Source organism: Pseudomonas asplenii (assembly GCF_001293465.1).
In the GTDB taxonomy this organism is placed as follows: domain Bacteria; phylum Pseudomonadota; class Gammaproteobacteria; order Pseudomonadales; family Pseudomonadaceae; genus Aquipseudomonas; species Aquipseudomonas fuscovaginae_B.
Map to the genome: position 1 here is coordinate 169,220 of NZ_JSYZ01000007.1, position 16,945 is coordinate 186,164.

Annotated in this window: 8 protein-coding genes and 2 pseudogenes; 6 read left to right on the plus strand and 4 right to left on the minus strand. The window is 62.1% G+C overall.

What is annotated here, in order from left to right; translation table 11 throughout:
• Positions 1-46 precede the first annotated feature (46 nt).
• The 4 genes from PF66_RS31925 to PF66_RS10555 all read right to left on the minus strand — a co-directional run bounded on the left by PF66_RS31925 (position 47) and on the right by PF66_RS10555 (position 11,052).
• On the minus strand, positions 47-601 hold the full coding sequence (locus PF66_RS31925; protein WP_239687892.1) for a hypothetical protein: 555 nt from the start codon (positions 599-601) through the stop codon (positions 47-49).
• Positions 601-8,619: a DUF637 domain-containing protein gene (locus tag PF66_RS10545; RefSeq protein WP_054062632.1), complete on the minus strand. Its 8,019-nt coding sequence runs from the start codon at positions 8,617-8,619 to the stop codon at positions 601-603. The genes PF66_RS31925 and PF66_RS10545 overlap by 1 nt, the downstream gene beginning before the upstream one ends.
• Positions 8,620-8,652: 33 nt before the next feature.
• Entirely contained in the window at positions 8,653-10,368 is a 1,716-nt protein-coding gene (locus PF66_RS10550; protein WP_054062633.1) for a ShlB/FhaC/HecB family hemolysin secretion/activation protein, read from the minus strand.
• Positions 10,369-10,527: 159 nt separating this feature from the next.
• Positions 10,528-11,052, minus strand: coding sequence for a hypothetical protein (locus PF66_RS10555; protein WP_054062634.1), 525 nt, complete (start codon positions 11,050-11,052; stop codon positions 10,528-10,530).
• Positions 11,053-11,359: 307 nt separating this feature from the next.
• Here PF66_RS10555 and PF66_RS33895 point away from each other — a divergent pair.
• The 6 genes and pseudogenes from PF66_RS33895 to PF66_RS10580 form a co-directional block, all read left to right on the plus strand.
• Positions 11,360-12,493: pseudogene (locus tag PF66_RS33895) on the plus strand (cache domain-containing protein); the annotation flags it as partial.
• A 339-nt stretch (positions 12,494-12,832) separates the two neighbouring features.
• Positions 12,833-13,354: pseudogene (locus PF66_RS33900) on the plus strand (methyl-accepting chemotaxis protein); the annotation flags it as partial.
• Between the two features lie 139 nt (positions 13,355-13,493).
• Entirely contained in the window at positions 13,494-13,958 is a 465-nt protein-coding gene (locus PF66_RS10565) for an SRPBCC family protein (RefSeq protein ID WP_054056707.1), read from the plus strand.
• Positions 13,959-14,127: 169 nt separating this feature from the next.
• Positions 14,128-14,574, plus strand: coding sequence for a DUF411 domain-containing protein (locus tag PF66_RS10570; RefSeq protein ID WP_054062636.1), 447 nt, complete (start codon positions 14,128-14,130; stop codon positions 14,572-14,574).
• Positions 14,575-14,637: 63 nt separating this feature from the next.
• Positions 14,638-15,660 carry an alpha/beta fold hydrolase gene (locus tag PF66_RS10575; protein ID WP_054062637.1) on the plus strand — a complete coding sequence of 341 codons (1,023 nt, stop codon included), beginning with the start codon at positions 14,638-14,640 and terminating at the stop codon, positions 15,658-15,660.
• 10 nt (positions 15,661-15,670) lie between these two features.
• Positions 15,671-16,624, plus strand: a complete 954-nt coding sequence (locus PF66_RS10580) for a D-2-hydroxyacid dehydrogenase family protein (protein WP_054056710.1) — start codon at positions 15,671-15,673, stop codon at positions 16,622-16,624.
• The last annotated feature ends 321 nt before the right edge of the window (positions 16,625-16,945 follow it).

Consider the following 16,945-nt stretch of genomic DNA (forward strand, 5'->3'; position numbering starts at 1 on the left):
TTGCCTAACCTGCGTTTCAAACTATTTCGTACACAGCCTAAAGCAATCATTCCCCAGGAATCACACACATAGCAGTAATGATTTGATCTGGTTCATCCTCCAAACGAACTCCCCAACCAGAAACTTCCAACCCATTGTATCCTCCGCCTGCATAGAACCACTCTTCAGCGGAATCAAACTCAAGAGTAGCGAAAGGCAGAATATCCACAACCAATGCACCCAAACCAACACCACAGGGCAGCACTCCCTGATATGAAGACCGGCGAATATCCTCACTGGCAAATCCTAGGCCATATACCTTTATCGCATATACTTCGTGCGCCCTCAACATTATATATAGAGCGCACTCATCCTTGACACCATCCTCATTAAAAATTGAAAACGAATACCCTCCAGCGCCAGTGCCTTCCTCAAAGCCATACCAAATTAAACGAAGAAGCGGCCCCCGCTCAAACTTATACAATAACAAATTCTCATCAACCACATACCGGCTCAAAACATGTTCAAGAGCCCTAACACCAGCACCTAGAGGAATTCCTCCAAGAGATACCGATGGAACAATAGGCGCATCCCAAGAAACTGAAAAGTCATCAATAACCATCACTTAGGAACCCACGTATTAGTTTTAGGAATAAACTTAACTTCCTGCCCCGCCGGATTCAAATAAGTCACATGAGACTCAATAATAGGCCTATCCGGACCGTAAAATTTTGGCCGATACCCCACAGGATCAATAACCTTAACTTCACTCCCATCCTTATATGTCAACTTATAATACTCACCAGTGTGCAGCGATCGTGGAACATCCCGCCCCATAGTTGACGGACTATATTGAATTTTAACAATTCCTGTTGCACTGCCTTCAATTTCGTATACCTGAGCATTACCGGACGTATTCTTCTTTATAGAAACCGTTGCATTCGCACCATCCATGGTCAGAGCCTGCTTGATCTGCTCAATGGTTTTACCCCAAACGCTACTCGGATTTCCGACCATATCACGTGGAAGACCTGCCTGCGCCGCCAGATCTTCACGCAACCCAGCACCCGCAACGGCAGAAGTAGCAGGTCTGTTTATGTCACAGGGCCCGACGTTGTGCACCCACGTTTTAAGCTTTCCGACATAAAACGTGTGCCCAACGTCAACCGTCAGGTTGAACGTCTTGCCTTCTGGTTGAAACAGCTCCAACGAGCGGACTCTGGTCGAGACGTTCTCGCTGGCTCCATCCTCCAACGACTGAAGCAGATCACCCCCTCGGAGATCTATAACCGGGACAAAACCTTTTTGCGCCGGAACATAAAACGGGTGCCCACCTGTCACCAGCAGTGTTTCGCTCTCAGCTACACCATCAGCATGAAGGCTCTCCAGCTTCAAGCGATAGATCGGCTGATCGGTCCGCACGTGAGTCGCCAGAATTGCCGCAGCAAACGGTTCCCCACCTTTCTCTGGCTTGCTCCAGACGATGTCGCCTACTTTGAGCGTGTCAATCGCCCGATCGCCCGAAGGAGTCGCAACCATCGTGCCTGCGGCAAAACAGCAAGGACCAATGAGTTCACCTTTCGTAGTGCCCTTGATCTCATTGCTGGCAACACTCGTTTTGCTACCCGGGAACTTGACACTGGCAGCACCCAGCGCCCCGACAACCATGTTGCCAACCCCGTTCCAGGTATCACCATCAATGACCTGGTTTACGCCATAGCCTGCCTGCAGCACACCGTTGGCAGCCGCAGCAATACGGACTGCCGCCCCCAATGGCCCCGACATCGCATACAGTGCCGGCGTACCGATATTGGCTAGACCCTGCTGTTCGTTGTTGATCCGCAGGTAGCCTTGCGCATCCCTGTAAACCAGCTCGTTGGCTGTCTTGTCCCGACTCCAGAATGGATTGAAAACAGAGACGCCATCCTGCTCACGCAAGGCATCGGCGTAGGCAATCTTGTCCTCGGTAATCCCTGCAAACGGGTACTCACGGAAAGGAACCGGGCCGTTTTCCACCAACATTTTGATGCTGGACTCTGCGACTTCACGTCCATACTTCATCTGCAGTTCGTAGCCATAGACCTGCAGGTATGCCGACAGCTCGCTCATTTCAGCTGTAGACAGGGACTTTGGATCGTTGTGGTACTTGGCCAACAGACCGTCACTGCGATCATCGGCACCTTGCAATGCAGACAGCTTCTTAGCTGACTCTATGCTTCCCGTTTCCTCGAACTCCTTGCGAGCCCGATCACGCGCGGCTTGAGAGTGATTACCCAGGAAGTTGTACTGAGTAGCGTTAGCCGCAACGTTAGCCGCCTGACCGGCATCGCCTCCCGAAGCAACCGCTCCCAGCACCCCAACGATCTGCGAAAGCGCCATCAGGTTCGCTTGAGCCCGGATGTACTCGGGGGTCCCCTCGACGAGGTTCTTTGGCACCAACTTGTCGCCAACCGCACCGAGCAATATCTCGTTGATCCCACCCGAAATCGCCCCGGTCTGGAAGTCGCCGCCCATTGCCTTGGAGAGCAGACCACCCAGGCCAGCATGCAGGAGGATCTTCTCCAGGCTGCCCTCGTCGAGGCCAAGGTCACCGATCTTCCCGGCGCCCACCGCGCCGCCGATGCTGATTGCCGTGCTCGTCGCGGCACTGGCAAGGTTGTCCTTGAGACTACCCCCGTACACCGCCGTCTTGATCAGCGCATCGGCCGTCACCTTCATTGCAACGGTCTGCGCGCTCGGAAGGTCGAAGCCTATCTTGTCGGGACTGTAGCCAAGGCTCTGCGTCACCCCGGCGGTCGCGAACGAAACGGCATACCCCTTCATCGCATCGGACGAGGTCACGTCCTTGAACACCGCGCCCAGGTTGCCGCCATTGTTGATGAAGCTGGTGGTGGCATTGGTCGCTGCGCTGGTCGACACCGCAGCGACACCTGCCGCCAACACCGGCGAGCTGCCCGCCATGGCGGTCATGACTGCCGGCCCGACCACTGCCGCCATGATGATGGCGATAATCAGCTGCGAAGCCGGCCCCAGCCCCGAGGTGTTGTACTTGAAGGACTCGTGGATCTCCTTCACCTGCCGCCAATCCACGTCGCCGCGCTGCTCGGCATCCTTCAGCCAGGCCAGTTTCGGGTCGGCCTTGACCATGGCGTCGATGGTCTGGCTGACCGTCTGCTGGTTGACCTCCCTGACGTCGATCTTCAGGCCTTCGACCGCCTTGATGGTGATCTTGCCCTCGGCGATCATCTGTGTCTGGCGCAGGGTTTCGTCGGTGTTGCCCTTGCCCTTGGCCGAGTTCCAGAACGAGTTGTTGTTGGTCTTGGTATGGCTCTCGTCGTGCAGGTCCTTCACGCCCTCGAAGACGATGGCCCCGCCACTGTCAAGCGTGATGTCCTTGCCACTCTGCAACTGCGCCACCTGGTAGCGCTGGTCGCCACCGCTCTTGAGCGTCAGGTCGCCGCCGGTGGTGATCTGGCTGCCGACGTGGGTGACCTGGGTCACTTCGTCATGCTTGAGTTTCAGGTTGCCGAAGCCACCCTTCTCCTTCATGTCGTACAGGGTATGGTCGGTGTTCTGCGCCGCCAGCAGTTGCAGGTTGTTCCCCGCATTCACCCCCACATCGCCGCCCGACTTCAGGTTACTGGCGACCAGCGTCACATCCTGCTTGGCCTGCGCCGTCAGGTTGCCACCAGCGGTGAACTCGCTCGCGACCTGTTGGGTATGGCTGTCCAGCTCGTGGATGCGCTTCTTGCCTTTCTTGCTGCGAGTGTCGGCGCTGTCCTCGTCTTCGGCCGACATCAGCGTCAGGTCACGACCGGCGCTGACTTCAAGGTCCTTGCCCGCCTTGGCGGTACTGGCGACGGCGTTGATGTCCTGCCCCGCCTCCAGCACCAGGTCACCTTCGGCGCTCACGCCGGAACCGAGGTTCTTGACCCGCGTGGTCACGGTGTTGTTATGCCCACCGTTCTTGATGACATGGGTCTCGCTGCTGTCAGTCACCGCCAGCAGGTTGATGTCGCGACCGGCCTTGAGCGTCGCATCACCACCACTGCTGATCTGGCTCTTGTTGGTCAGGTCCTGCCCGGCAATCATGCTCAGGCTGCTGGTGGCCGAGATATGGCCGCCGTCGTCGAGAATGGTGCGATGGCCACTGCCATCGCTGACCAGGATGGCGGTGCGGTCGTTGACGATGTCGCCGTTCAGCGCCGTCAGGTTGACCTGGTTGCCGCGGATGTCGCCGGCCATGGCATTGCGGATGCTGTCCTGGGCCATCATCGAGAAATGCTGGCCGGCTTCCATCAGGCCGCCGTTGTACACACTTTCGCCGGCGATCACGCTGGCATCGTTGCTGGCACGCAAGGTGCCGACGCTGACCAGGTTATTGCCGGCAATCACGCTGATGTCGCGCCCCTGGACCAGGCTGCCGCCGCGAATGTCGCGGGAATCGACCTTGGCCAGGTAGAGCACCGGCACCAGGACTTTCTCGCCCTGCACCTCGCGCTCTTCCATCCAGACGATGTCGTGGGTCAACGACGCTACCTGAGCCGAGGTCAGCCCGACACCGACGGTCAGGTTGAGCTGGTCCTTCGAAGCGATGCCGTTGTCCATCAGGTAGCGGAACTGGTCGTACTCGCTGGTCAGGCCGTTGGCCAGGAAACGCTGGCCGGTCTGGGCGAATACCGCGTCGCTGACCAATCGGGTTTCGTAGCCGCCGTCACCGAGCCGGCGCCAGGCCTGCTGGTTGTCATAGCCCAACTGCCCGAGCATGTAGTCCGAGCTGAAGAAGCTCTTCAGGTCGGTCAGTTGCGGGTTGGTCTCGATCAGGTACTGGCCCTTGGGGTTACGGCTCTGGGTGAACATCCCGTAGTCGCCCTGGGGCAGGCGGAAAGTCGGCAGCGCCGTCGGATCGACGGACACGAATGGCGAGCCACTGAAGTCGGCCGGCACGAAGCTGACTTCGACGCTACCATCCGCATTGACGTGCTCGACCCGCGTCACATCCTTCGGTGCCTGGGCCGGCGGGCTGCTCGCGTTGACCGCGATGTCGATACCGCCGACTTTCGCGCCCAGCTGGTTGTCGCCCAAGGTGCCCGTCAGTTGCGCCAGGGTGTTGTCCACCAGGCTGCCGTTCTGGATGTTCTGGGCGACGTTCAGGCTGACCTTGCCGCCCGCCTGGATGGTGGCGGCATAGACGGTGTTGCCATCCGCACTCCAGGTGGTGACGTCGCTCATCAGGCTGAAACGACTATCGGAGGAACGGCTGATCAGCTCGTTGAAACGCGCCTCGTCGAAATGGCCAGCAGCGACGGCGGCGTTGAAAGCCGGCACGTCGGAGGACTCCATCTGGTCCCAGTAGCCGGTATCAATCCGGCCTGGCGTGCCGATCTGAATGACGTTGTAGCCCTTGCGCGATACCGCCCCCTGGTTGAGCAGGCTGCCTGCGGTCAGGGTCAGGTCGCCGTTGGCCGCCATCAGGCTGTAGCGGTTCTCGATCTTGTCCACCTGGGCCGTGAAGCCCTTGCCCGCCACCAGGCGCGCTGCCGCCGAGTCCTTGAGCGCCTGTTCGTTGAAGACCTTGGTGATGGTGATGGTGCCGCGCTTGAACGAGTCATGCCCGCCACAGTGCTGGCCACAGACCCAGGACAGGCTGCCGGAAACCGCCCCGCCCTTGCTCATCTCGAACTCGGCCTTGGCGTTGGTCAGCTCGCTGGCCTTGAGGTCGATATTGCCTTCGCTCTCGACGCTGCCGGAGAGGTTGCTGAACACACTGGCCTTGCCGTCATCCAGCGCGGCGAAGCTGAGGTCGCCCTTGCTATAGATGTCGCCGTAGAAGTTGCTCAGGCTGTCGCCACGAACGCGCAGGTCGGCGCCGCTGAACAGCAGGCTGTCCTTGTCGTTGTAGACGCCGTTGGCCGCCGTCAGCCTGACGGCGCCAAGCGCACCGAGGGTGCCGTGGTTGTTGATCCGTGCCGCCTGGATCGCCAGGGCCTGGTCGGCCACCAGTCGGCCGAGGTTTTCCAGGGTGCCTTGCAGCGTGAGGCGGGTATCGCCACCGCTCGCCAGACGACCACCGGACTGGTTCAGGTCGACAGCAGTGATCTCCAGCGCCTTGAGGGAGGAGATCACCCCGCTGTTGCTCAGGTTGCCCGCGAGTTTGAGGGTCAGGTCGTTGTCGCTGACCAGTTCGCCGGCGTTGCTCAGGCTGGCGACGTCGAACTTCAACGCACCGGCACTGGCGATACGCTCGCCTGCGGCGAGCGCCAGGGCCTGGCTGCTGATGTAGGTCAGCCCGCCATTGAGCTGCCAGGTGCCCACACCCTCCACGCTACCGATCTTCCAATCGCCAGCGCCCAGGCCGATCATGCGGCCCTGGCCGCTGCGCAGGCTGGCAAGACCCAGGCTGAACAGCCCCTGGCCACCGTGCTCGATACGGCCGCCGGTATTATTCAGCGATGCCGCGGAGAGGCCGAAAGTGGTGCCACCGACAACGATCGAAGCATTCTGGTTATTCAACTCGCCATTGAGCGCGATATGGCTGGCGTCGCCCTTGAGCGCGCGCAACTGACCAGCGCTGTTGTCGAGGCTGTCGCCGTCGACGGTCAGGTTGCCCGCCGACTCCACCAGGCCGCCCCGGTTGATGATCCGGTCCACGGTCAGTTCGAGGTTGCCCTTGAGGCTGGCGATCAGGCCCAACTGTCCGTTGAGGGCGCTGTTGTCGAGATCCCCGGCAATGAGCTGGACGTCCGAACCCTTGATACTGCCAGCCTGGTTGTCCAGCGAGCCCTTGTTCAGCAGCAGCGAAACCTGGCTGCCTTCGGCAAGCAGGTTGCCCTGCTGGTTCAGCACCTTGTTGGCGGCGAGCTTCAGTCCTTCGCTGCCGGCCAGGACCTTGCCTTGCCCACTGTTATCGATCTCGGCGGCCGACAGCTCGATCCGGCGGGCCAGGACCTGGCCATTGCGGTTGTCGATACGGCCCTGGCCAGCCGAGACCTGGACCTGCTCGCCGACCACGACACCCTCGCGGTTGTCGAGGTTCGTCGCCGTCACGTCGACTGCACCGCTGGTGGACTGCAGGCGACCGCCCTGGTTGTTCAGGTCCTGTCGGGCCGTGATCTTGAGCGTGCCGGACTCGGCACTGACACGGCCCTTGAGGCTGTTGTCGAGGCTCAGGATATCGGCGGTCAGGCTATTGGCGATCAGGGCGCCGTTGCGGTTGATGACCTCGCCGCCCGTCAGTAACAGATCGGTACCGGCCAGCAGCTTGCCGTCAGTGTTGTCCAGTTGCTCGTCGGCCTGCACCTTGGCCGCGCCACTGTTGGCGTTGATCAGGCCCTGACGGTTGTCGATGCGGGCTGCGCGCACCTCGGTCTCGGCCGATACCAACTGGCCGCCACGGTTGTCCAGGGTCTGCCCGGCCTTGGCGTCGATCTTGCGGCTGGCGATCACATTGCCACTGTTCCGGATCGTCTTGCCCAACAGCGTGACATTGCCTTCGACGTTCCGACTGCCATCCTGGTTGACCCCGGCATCGATGCTGCCGCTGTTGACCAGTTGGCCGCCACTTTCCAGGCGGATGCCGTCATGGGCCGCCAGGCTCTTGCTGCTTTGCAGGTCGCCGGTGGTCTTGATATCGAGCTGGCTGCCGGCATAGACCGCGTCCTTGGTTTCCAGGCTCTCGGCCTTGACCTTGACCGCCTCGCTGGCAATGGCCTGGCCCATGGTCAGCTTGCCGTTGGCATCGATCTGGATGTCGCCGGCACTGGTGGCCATGTTGCCGGCCAGGCGTACACCCACACCTTTTTCCGTGCCCACCAGGCGAATGGCCCCGGCATACATGCCGCCCAGGGCGGAACTGTCGATGGCCAGCGCCGGGGCCGCACTACCGTCGTCGGCCCGCGCCACAGCGGTCAGATCATCGGCCTTTACATCATTGCGGCCGGTGATGACGTTGAGCTGCCTGGCGTAGATTTCGGCGTTGATCCGGGCACTGCGGGTGATCAGGTCGAACTGCTCGACGGTCCCGGCCTTGAAGCCCGCTCCGTCGATGTCGATGGCCCCGCCATCCACCTGGAAATGGTCGACCCGGCCATTCTCGATGACCGCCTTGCCGGTGCTGAGGGTGACCCGCGGGGTATTGATGAAACCGCAACCGTTGCAACTGATGCCATAGGGGTTGGCGACGATCACGTGGGCCGACTGCCCCGCCACTTCGGTATAGCCACGCAGTTGGCTCGGGCTACCACCGTTGACCTCGTTGAGGATGGTCGACGCGGCACGACCGTTGAGGTTGCTGTTGCCGAGGATGATCCCGCCCAACTGGGTAGACTGGGTGCGGCCGGTGGCGTTGTTGAGGATGACGCCGTTGCTGCCGACGTTGTAGTCCTTGAACTGGTTGTGCGACAGCCCGTTGGCATTCGGGGCGGCGATGTTGACGATGGGCACGCCATTGCCCGCCTGCCCGAGCGTGGTTCCCGGTGCACTGACGACGATGCCATCGGCCTGGGCCCACAACGGCTGCCAGAACATCACGTTCGCCAGCAGGAAGGCGACCCCGCGCTTGGGCAACCCGAGGAAATGGTCACGGTTTTTCAGGGCAGCAGAAGGCTGCCCCGCGAGGAAGGCGAACTGGCGAACGTCCATGTCGGAAAATCTCGAATCGGTCGAAGCAAAAAATTAAAGGAAGAAGTCCAGGCGGAAGTAGATCGGCGCCTCGCGCTCGGTAATCGGGGCCGGCCGTTCCAGGGAATGGGCAAAGGTCACCGTCGCCGCCACGTGCTGGCCGCGGGCGAACAGTTCCAGCGAGTCGCTGGTCATGCGCCCGTGCTGCTCGGCGTTGTAGCGGTCGCGGCGGATCACGCCCTGGTCATAACCGATACTGGTGCCGTACTCGGCGAAGACCGGACGCATCCAGTCCCAGGTCACCGGCCGGCTCCAGCGCAGGTCGTTGCGCCAGTAGCCACCACTGTCCCCTGCCAGGGTCTGGTCCTTGTAGCCGCGAATCGACGACTGGCCGCCCAGGCTCATGCGCTGCGGGCTGAACAGCACGTCTTCGCTGCGCTGGCCGGTCATCAGGCTGCTGAAACTGAAGGACTCGCCCCACAGCTTGAACGGCTGCAGGTAGCTGACGGTGGCGGTGTACTTGCGGTAGCGGGCATCGGCCTGACCCGGCTTGGGGTCGTGGTTGGCCTGGGCGTCAAAGGCACCGATGCCGTTCTGCATGCCCAGGTCGACGTTGACGAACGCGCCGCCGATGCGCCGGCCATGGTTGATGCCGAACTGCGCTTCGCTGATGCGGTTGCTGCTGACCGCCAGCTTGCTGTCTTCGATGAAGTTGTTGGTGCGCAGGTAGGACACGCCGGTGTTGAGCGAGGTCTTGCTCATCGCATCGCGGTAGATCACCCGTTCCAGCTTCAACTGGTGGTTCTGGCTGTCGCCGGTCTGCTTGAAGTCGAAGCCGCTGGCCTTGGCCAGGGAACGGTATTCGCTTTCGCTGTAGGTGTAGCTGAGGTTCCACCAGCCGAACGGCAGGTTGTAATAGAACATTGCGTTGCGCGAGGTCTTCTGGTGATCGCTGATGGCATCGTGGCCGGCACGCAGCGACAACTGGTCGGCCAGGCCAAGCGGGTTATCCCAATCTAGGCTGGTGCCCCACTGCTGCTCGCCGGTGCTGCGCTGGCCATCATTGTGGCGCGACAGGCCGACCCGCCAGGGTTTCTGCGGGTTGTTCCTGACCAGTACCTCGCTGCCGCCCACTTCCCTGCCCGGAGCCAACTCCATCTGGGCCTGGTTCGACGGCAGGCGGTTCAACTGGTCGACCATCTGCTCGATTTCCCGCAGGTTGAGCAGGTCGCCCTGCCGGCCGGGAAAACTCATCTTCAACTCGCGCTCGGAAATGCCGCTGCCCTCGGCGCCCTTGAGCCCTTCGAGCTTGCCTTCGACCACCAGCACTTTGAGGTTGCCGCTGGACAGGTCCTGCTGTGGCAGGTAGGCGCGACTGGTGACCAACCCCTTCTCTATATAGAGGTCGGTGATGACCTTGAGCAGTTCGTTGAGTTGCGGCACGCCCAGGCACTGGCCGATGTAGGGCTTGAGCAGACGCTCGCGCTCACCGCTGGAGAGCGAGTCCGCGCCCTGCAGGTCGATGGTCTTGATCGGGAAGCAGCGGCTGTCCACCGGTGCCTGGGGTGCCACGGGGGTGGCACTCTTGCCAGGCAGGTCCTTGAGTTCTTCGAGACGGCGGCGCTGTTCTTCGAGGAGGCGATCCTGACGATCGCGGATCAGGTCAGTGATACCGGGGATATTATCAAGAGAAGCGGCTTGAGCGGTATTCAGAGCGGAAACACACAGCAACGCAACGCAAATCCTCGTCCCGAAGGCGAGTGGAGACATGTTCGATCCCTCGAAAAACAACTGGTAGCAAAATGGTGGCGCGATGGTAGAGAGACGTATCCTTGACGTCAACAAATGCTACTTTTTATTTCAGCGCCGACACACCCGGGAGGGCCCGGCATGCCCCCGGCAGGAGTGCATGCCTTGGCAGGGGGCCGGTCAGGCCTTGGTATTGACCGTCACGGCAGCGCCGGTGCTGCCGAACTGCTGCAGGTTCTGCAGCACGTTGATGGCCTTCTTGTAAGCCGGAACCATGTAGTTGGAATACGCGTCCTTTTTCATGGCGCGGTCCTGGATCGTGGTGATCTGGGTCGCGAAGTATTCCAGGGCATTGAACTTGTCGTCGGGGTTCTTCTGCACCCCGAACTTGTCGAAATCCTCACCGGCATTGAGCATCAGGCTGGCGGTGAACGTATCGATCAGGCCATTGTCCTTCAGGAAGGTACTGATTTTTCCCAACTGCGCGGGCGTGACCTGTTCCGGGTTGAAGTCCTTGAACTTGGGCCGCAGCTTGGCGGCCGCCATCTTGCCGAGATCGAGTGCCAGCGGGTCCTTGCCGACCGTACGCAGCAGTTGCTGGGCCTTCTCGCTCTGGATCTTGTTCTGCTGCGCGGGAGCGCCGTCCTTGACAAAAATCTTCAGACCCGCCGCCGAGGCCCAGGCCCCTACCGTCCCCATGCTCATGGTCGGACTCCCTGGCTCAGGTGAGTGAAAATCTGCTGCTGCGGTTGACGTGCTGGTGAGGCAGTCATAGGAAACGTCCCTGATTTAGGTGTGAAAAGCGAAATTCTAGTCAATGTTCCAATCAGGATACAATCTATCTACATTCCATTACATAAAGATGGCGCCTGCTCCCACCGGGTGAAAGCCGGTGCCAGAACCCCACAATCCTGCACGATCGTACCTAAAGACCCTCCAGACCAGGCCGATAACCTCTCGCAGCCCTGAAAAGCTGACGAATAATAAAAGCCGCTCTGCAAGGACAGGTCCCATGCCCACGTTCCGTACGATCCAAGCCCGCTATACGCTGTTTCTGGTCCTGTTTGTCCTGCTGCTGTTCGTCCTGACCGTGGTCGGCATCGGACAACTGGTCGCACCCAAGCTGCGCCACACCGAAGAGCAGGTGGCACTCAATCGCATTGCCGAAGTGGCGGAGCAGATCCAGGGCGAACTGAACAAGGTCCAGGCCCAGCAACGCAGCATCACCCAGACCATTCCCCTGCTCGACAGCGACGCCATCGACAAGGTCCTGCCCGGCCTGGTGGACCAGTACGGGGAGCTCAAGGTGTTCGGCGGCGGCATCTGGCCCCTGCCCGGCCAGCGCACGCCGGGGCAGAACAAGCACAGTACCTTCTGGCACCGCGATGCCAACGGCCAACTGAAGGTCAATACTTTCTGGAACAGTGCCGAGGCCCCCAACTACTACGACCAGCCCTGGTACAAGGGCGGCATGGCCACGCCACGCGGCCAGTGCGCCTGGGCGGCGGCCTACAAGGATGACGCCAGCCAGGAACCGCGCACCAACTGCGCCATGGCGATCCAGCGCAACGGCGCGCCCTACGGCGTATCGACCATCGACGTGACCCTGGGCTTCTTCAACGACCTGGTGGCCCGCAAGGAGAAAGACCTGGGCGCCGAGATGCTGATCGTCGAGGCCGACGGCAAGATCATCAGCAACAGCACCCACATCAGCAGCCCGGTGGTGCTCAAGAACATCAACGACCTGGCCGGCAACTCGCCCTTCGCCGCCCAGATCAAGGCCGCCCTGCAGGAACGCGACAATGGCCGGCGGCGAGTGGAGTTCGATAACGCCGGTGTCGCCAGCACCTTCTTCATGCGCCCCATCGAAGGTTCGCCGTGGTTCCTCGCCACCGCCCTGCCGACCCAGTCGATCACCGCCCAGCGCGACGACGTGCTCAAGACCCTGAGCCTGCTGCAGGTGCCGATGATCGTGCTGCTGGTGCTGCTGCAGATCTACGCCATCCGCAAGCTGGTGCAGCGCATGCGCGTGCTCAAGGGCAATATCGATGCGCTGTCCAGTGGCGATGCCGACCTGACCCGGCGCATCGTCATTCGCGCCGAGGACGAACTGGGCGCCATCGGCCATTCGGTCAACCGTTTCATCGTCTACCTGCAGAACATGATCGGCGAAGTCACCCAGGCCACCGGCGACATGTCCAGCAGCCTGGAAAAACTCCAGCAGACGTCGGCGCAGACCAACCAGATTCTCGCTCGCCACGCCTCGGAGACCGACCAGACGGTGACCGCCATCACCGAGATGAGCAGCACCGCCGAAACCGTGGCGCACAACGCCGCCGAAACCGCCGCCTTCACCCGCCGCGCCAACGAAGACGCCGACCGTTCGCGGGTGGTGGTGGGCGAAGCCTCCAGCAGCGTGATCGCGCTGATCGACGAAGTCTCCAGTGCCACCCAGAAGGTCGGGAGCATGCAGGAGGATGCCCAGCGCATCACCGAGATTCTCGGGGTGATCGGCGCCATTGCCGGGCAGACCAACCTGCTCGCCCTGAACGCCGCCATCGAGGCCGCCCGGGCCGGCGAGCAGGGTCGCGGTTTCGCCGTGGTCGCCGACGAAGTCCGTGCCCTCGCCGCCCGGACCCAGGCCAGTACTTCGGAAATCAACGAAATGCTGACCCGCCTGACCCAGGGCGTCAGCTCCTCGGTCAGCGCCATGGAAAACACCCAGGCCAGTTGCCAGTCGGCCGCCGACGCCACCGCCCGGGTCAACGCCGGGCTGGACGAAATGGCCGGCTCGGTCAGCCACATCAACAGCCTGAGCACGCAGATCGCCACGGCCGCCGAGCAGCAGAGCGCGGTGACCGAGGAGATCAACCGCAGCATGGTGCAGATCCGGCACATGGTCGAGGAACTGGTGCACAGCGGCCAGGCCACCGACGCCAACACCCGCAGCCTGCTGGAGGCCAACAACCGCGTCAGCGCGCTGATGGGACGCTTCAAGGTCCGCTGACCCGCCACAACGCAGTACCCCGCGACCGTTCGGCGTGGGGTACTGCAACACTCATCGACTGCCCGGGTGCAATGCTGGCTCATCGCCTATGCTCACTGCTGCTTCTTCCCTTTAAACAAGGAATGCAGTAGGAGCTAACATGGAACAGCCCTCTTTCCAGACCTATGCCAAAAGCCTGAGCAACGAGATCCATATAGAAGCCGATATTGCCGTGGTCTACGCCTACGTGACCCAGCCGGATCGCTGGCACGAATGGCACCCGACCTCCGTCAGCGCCGAAACCGGCATGCACGGTCCCGTGCCCAGGGATCATCGCTTCACCGAGGTCATCGACCTGCTCGGGTTGCGCGTCGACATGAACTACCGTGTTGTCGTGGCCGACCCGCCCCACACCTTCAAGACCGCCTTCACCTCCTCCGTCGTCGACGGCTGCATCTATTACGAACTCCAGCGTCAGGGCCGCGGCACCCACTTCTGCCGAACCCTGCAGTACATCACCGAACTCAACCTCAACGGCCTGCAAGGCCGCATGCACGAACTGTCGACCCGGGCACTGAACAACCTCAAGTACGTCCTGGAAACCTCGCGCCATACCCTTGCCTGACAAATCCGTCATCTTCCCCTCAGGTTGCCGACAGCGGCGACGGCGCATCATCGATGCCCGTCGCCGCCTCTCCCGCCCGCAAGAATGTTGCTGACTGTTTCAGAACCCCTTGCGATTGGCGTTATCGGCGAAAATGTCGCCCTCTCACCCAGCCTTCCGGAATCTGCCCATGAAAACCCCACTGCGCATGGTCGCCCTCTCGGCCCTGTTGATCGCCTCCCTGGCCAAGGCCGCCGAACCGCTGTCCATCGATGTCCATCGCGATGCCAACTGCGGCTGCTGCAAGCAGTGGATCGCCCACCTGCAGGCCAATGGCTTCCAGGTCAACGACCACGTCGAGGCGGACATGAGCGCGGTCAAGCAACGCCTGGGCGTGGCACCCCGACTGGCCTCCTGTCACACCGCGGTGATCAACGGCAAGTTCGTCGAGGGCCACGTGCCGGCCGAACAGATCAAGGCCCTGAGCCAGCGCGCCGACCTGCGCGGCATTGCCGTGCCCGGCATGCCCATCGGCTCGCCGGGCATGGAGATGGGGGATCGCCAGGACGCCTTCCAGGTCATCGGCCTGACCAAGTACGGCACCGACCAGGTGATCGCCGACTACCCGGCGCGCTGAGCGCCTTAATCGGCCGTTAATCGTTTCTGCGCAGCATCGGGCGGATTCCCCAGGAGGTCGCCCATGCCCACGTCACGCTCCCTTGTCCTTGGCAGCCTGCTGCTCGCCGCCTCGCTGCCGGCCCTGTCCCACGCCGCCGAAGGCCCGGCCTACGGGCCGCAGCTGCAAGGTTTCGACTATCCCTATCCGCTCGAGCACTTCGCCTTCCAGTCCCAGGGCCAATCCCTGCAGATGGGCTACATGGATGTGAAACCCAGTGCGCCGGCCAACGGCCAGAGCGTGGTGCTGATGCACGGCAAGAACTTCTGCGGCGCCACCTGGGACAACTCGATCAAGGCCCTGAGCGCAGCCGGCTACCGGGTCATCGCGCCGGACCAGATCGGTTTCTGCACCTCCAGCAAACCCGCCCACTACCAGTACAGCTTCCAGCAACTGGCGGCCAATACCCATGCCCTGCTGGAGAGCCTCGGCATCCACAAGGCCGTGCTGCTCGGCCACTCCACCGGCGGCATGCTCGCCACCCGCTACGCCCTGCTCTACCCGCAGCAGGTCGAGCGCCTGGCACTGGTCAACCCGATCGGCCTGGAGGACTGGAAAGCCCTCGGCGTGCCGTACCGCACCGTCGACCAGTGGAACGAGCGCGAGCTGAAACTCAGCGCCGAGGGCATTCGCAACTACGAGCGCAACACTTACTACGCCGGGCGCTGGAAGCCCGAGTTCGAGCGCTGGGTCGACATGCTCGCCGGGCTGAACAAGGGCCCGGGGCACGTCGCGGTGGCCTGGAACTCGGCGCTGATCTACGACATGATCTTCACCCAGCCGGTGTACTACGAATTCAAGGATCTCAAGGTGCCCACACTGCTGCTGATCGGCACCGCCGACACCACGGCGATCGGCAGCGATATCGCACCGCCCGAGGTCAAGGCGCGCCTGGGCCGCTACGACGTGCTCGGCAAGCAGGTGGCCAGGCTGATCCCGCACTCGACACTGGTGGAATTCCCCGGCCTGGGCCACGCCCCGCAGATGGAGGAACCCGACCGGTTCCACAAGACCCTGCTCGGCTGGCTGGCCGCACGACAATCATGAGGAGCACCCGATGACGTTGCAGATTGCGGTAATCGATGACTGGCAGGGCGTGGCCGGCGAGGTGGTGGACTGGTCGCTGCTGGACGGCATCGGCCAGGTCAGCTTCCTGCATGACTACCCCGCCGCCACCGAGGTCATGGCCGAGCGCCTGGCCGGCTATGACGTGATCTGCGTGATGCGCGAACGCAGCACCTTCGACGAAGCCCTGCTGCGCCGGTTGCCGCGCCTCAAGCTGCTGGTGACCGGCGGCATGCGCAATGCCGCCCTCGATATCCAGGCGGCCAGCGCCCTGGGCATCCAGGTCTGCGGTACCGAGAGCTACAAGCATGCGGCGCCGGAACTGACCTGGGCACTGGCCATGGCCCTGAGCCGCAACCTGGTCCGGGAAGCCAACTCCCTGCGCGCCGGCGACTGGCAGGTGGGGCTGGGCAACGACCTCTACGGCAAGACCCTGGGCATCCTCGGCCTGGGCAGCATTGGCCAGAAGATCGCCCGCTACGGCCAGGCCTTCGGCATGCGGGTGATCGCCTGGAGCCAGAACCTCACCGCCGAACGTGCCGCCGAAGCGGGCGTGGAATACGTCAGCAAGCAGGCGCTGTTCGAGCAGGCCGACCTGCTGTCGGTGCATCTGGTGCTCAGTGATCGCTCCCGCGGCCTGGTGGATGCCCAGGCATTGGGCTGGATGAAGCCGTCCGCCTACCTGGTCAACACCGCCCGTGGCCCGATCGTCGACGAGGCGGCGCTGATCAGTGCCCTGCAGCAGGGCCGGCTCGCCGGCGCAGCGCTCGACGTATTCGAACAGGAACCGCTGCCGGCCGGCCACCCGTTCCGCACCCTGGACAACGTCCTGGCCACGCCCCATGTCGGCTACGTCAGCCAGAACAACTACCGGATGTTCTACAGCCAGATGATCGAGGACATCCAGGCCTGGGCCACCGGCGCACCGATCCGCGTCCTCGGCTGACGCCCCGAAACCGGCCACGCCCGTGCCTTGTACGGGCGCGGTCGGCGCCCCCTTCTCGCCCATCCGCCCCTCGCCCCGCGCCAATCGGGTGCAGACCTCCCTACCCGCTTGTTCCCGAAAGTTGTCGTGAACCACGCGCCTTATATCCAGTAGGAAACTTTTTGAAATTTGTCGTCTAAATACCGCCCCACCAGTCGGCAACATCTCTCCTACACTGTGTTTCTGGGCCTACTGACCAGCCGGTCATTTCCTCGGAAAAAAAATCGAACCTTCTGAACCGGTCGTCAGTCAGGTTAAAGGTAAGGCGCCTGATCCGGGTGG

What these genes read in the sequence shown, in the direction of transcription:
- PF66_RS31925 (WP_239687892.1), bottom strand. Translation starts at nt 601, where the DNA reads ATGGTTATTGATGACTTTTCAGTTTCTTGGGATGCGCCTATTGTTCCA.
- PF66_RS10545 (WP_054062632.1), bottom strand. Translation starts at nt 8,619, where the DNA reads ATGGACGTTCGCCAGTTCGCCTTCCTCGCGGGGCAGCCTTCTGCTGCC.
- PF66_RS10550 (WP_054062633.1), bottom strand. Translation starts at nt 10,368, where the DNA reads ATGTCTCCACTCGCCTTCGGGACGAGGATTTGCGTTGCGTTGCTGTGT.
- PF66_RS10555 (WP_054062634.1), bottom strand. Translation starts at nt 11,052, where the DNA reads ATGAGCATGGGGACGGTAGGGGCCTGGGCCTCGGCGGCGGGTCTGAAG.
- PF66_RS10565 (WP_054056707.1), top strand. Translation starts at nt 13,494, where the DNA reads ATGGAACAGCCCTCTTTCCAGACCTATGCCAAAAGCCTGAGCAACGAG.
- PF66_RS10570 (WP_054062636.1), top strand. Translation starts at nt 14,128, where the DNA reads ATGAAAACCCCACTGCGCATGGTCGCCCTCTCGGCCCTGTTGATCGCC.
- PF66_RS10575 (WP_054062637.1), top strand. Translation starts at nt 14,638, where the DNA reads ATGCCCACGTCACGCTCCCTTGTCCTTGGCAGCCTGCTGCTCGCCGCC.
- PF66_RS10580 (WP_054056710.1), top strand. Translation starts at nt 15,671, where the DNA reads ATGACGTTGCAGATTGCGGTAATCGATGACTGGCAGGGCGTGGCCGGC.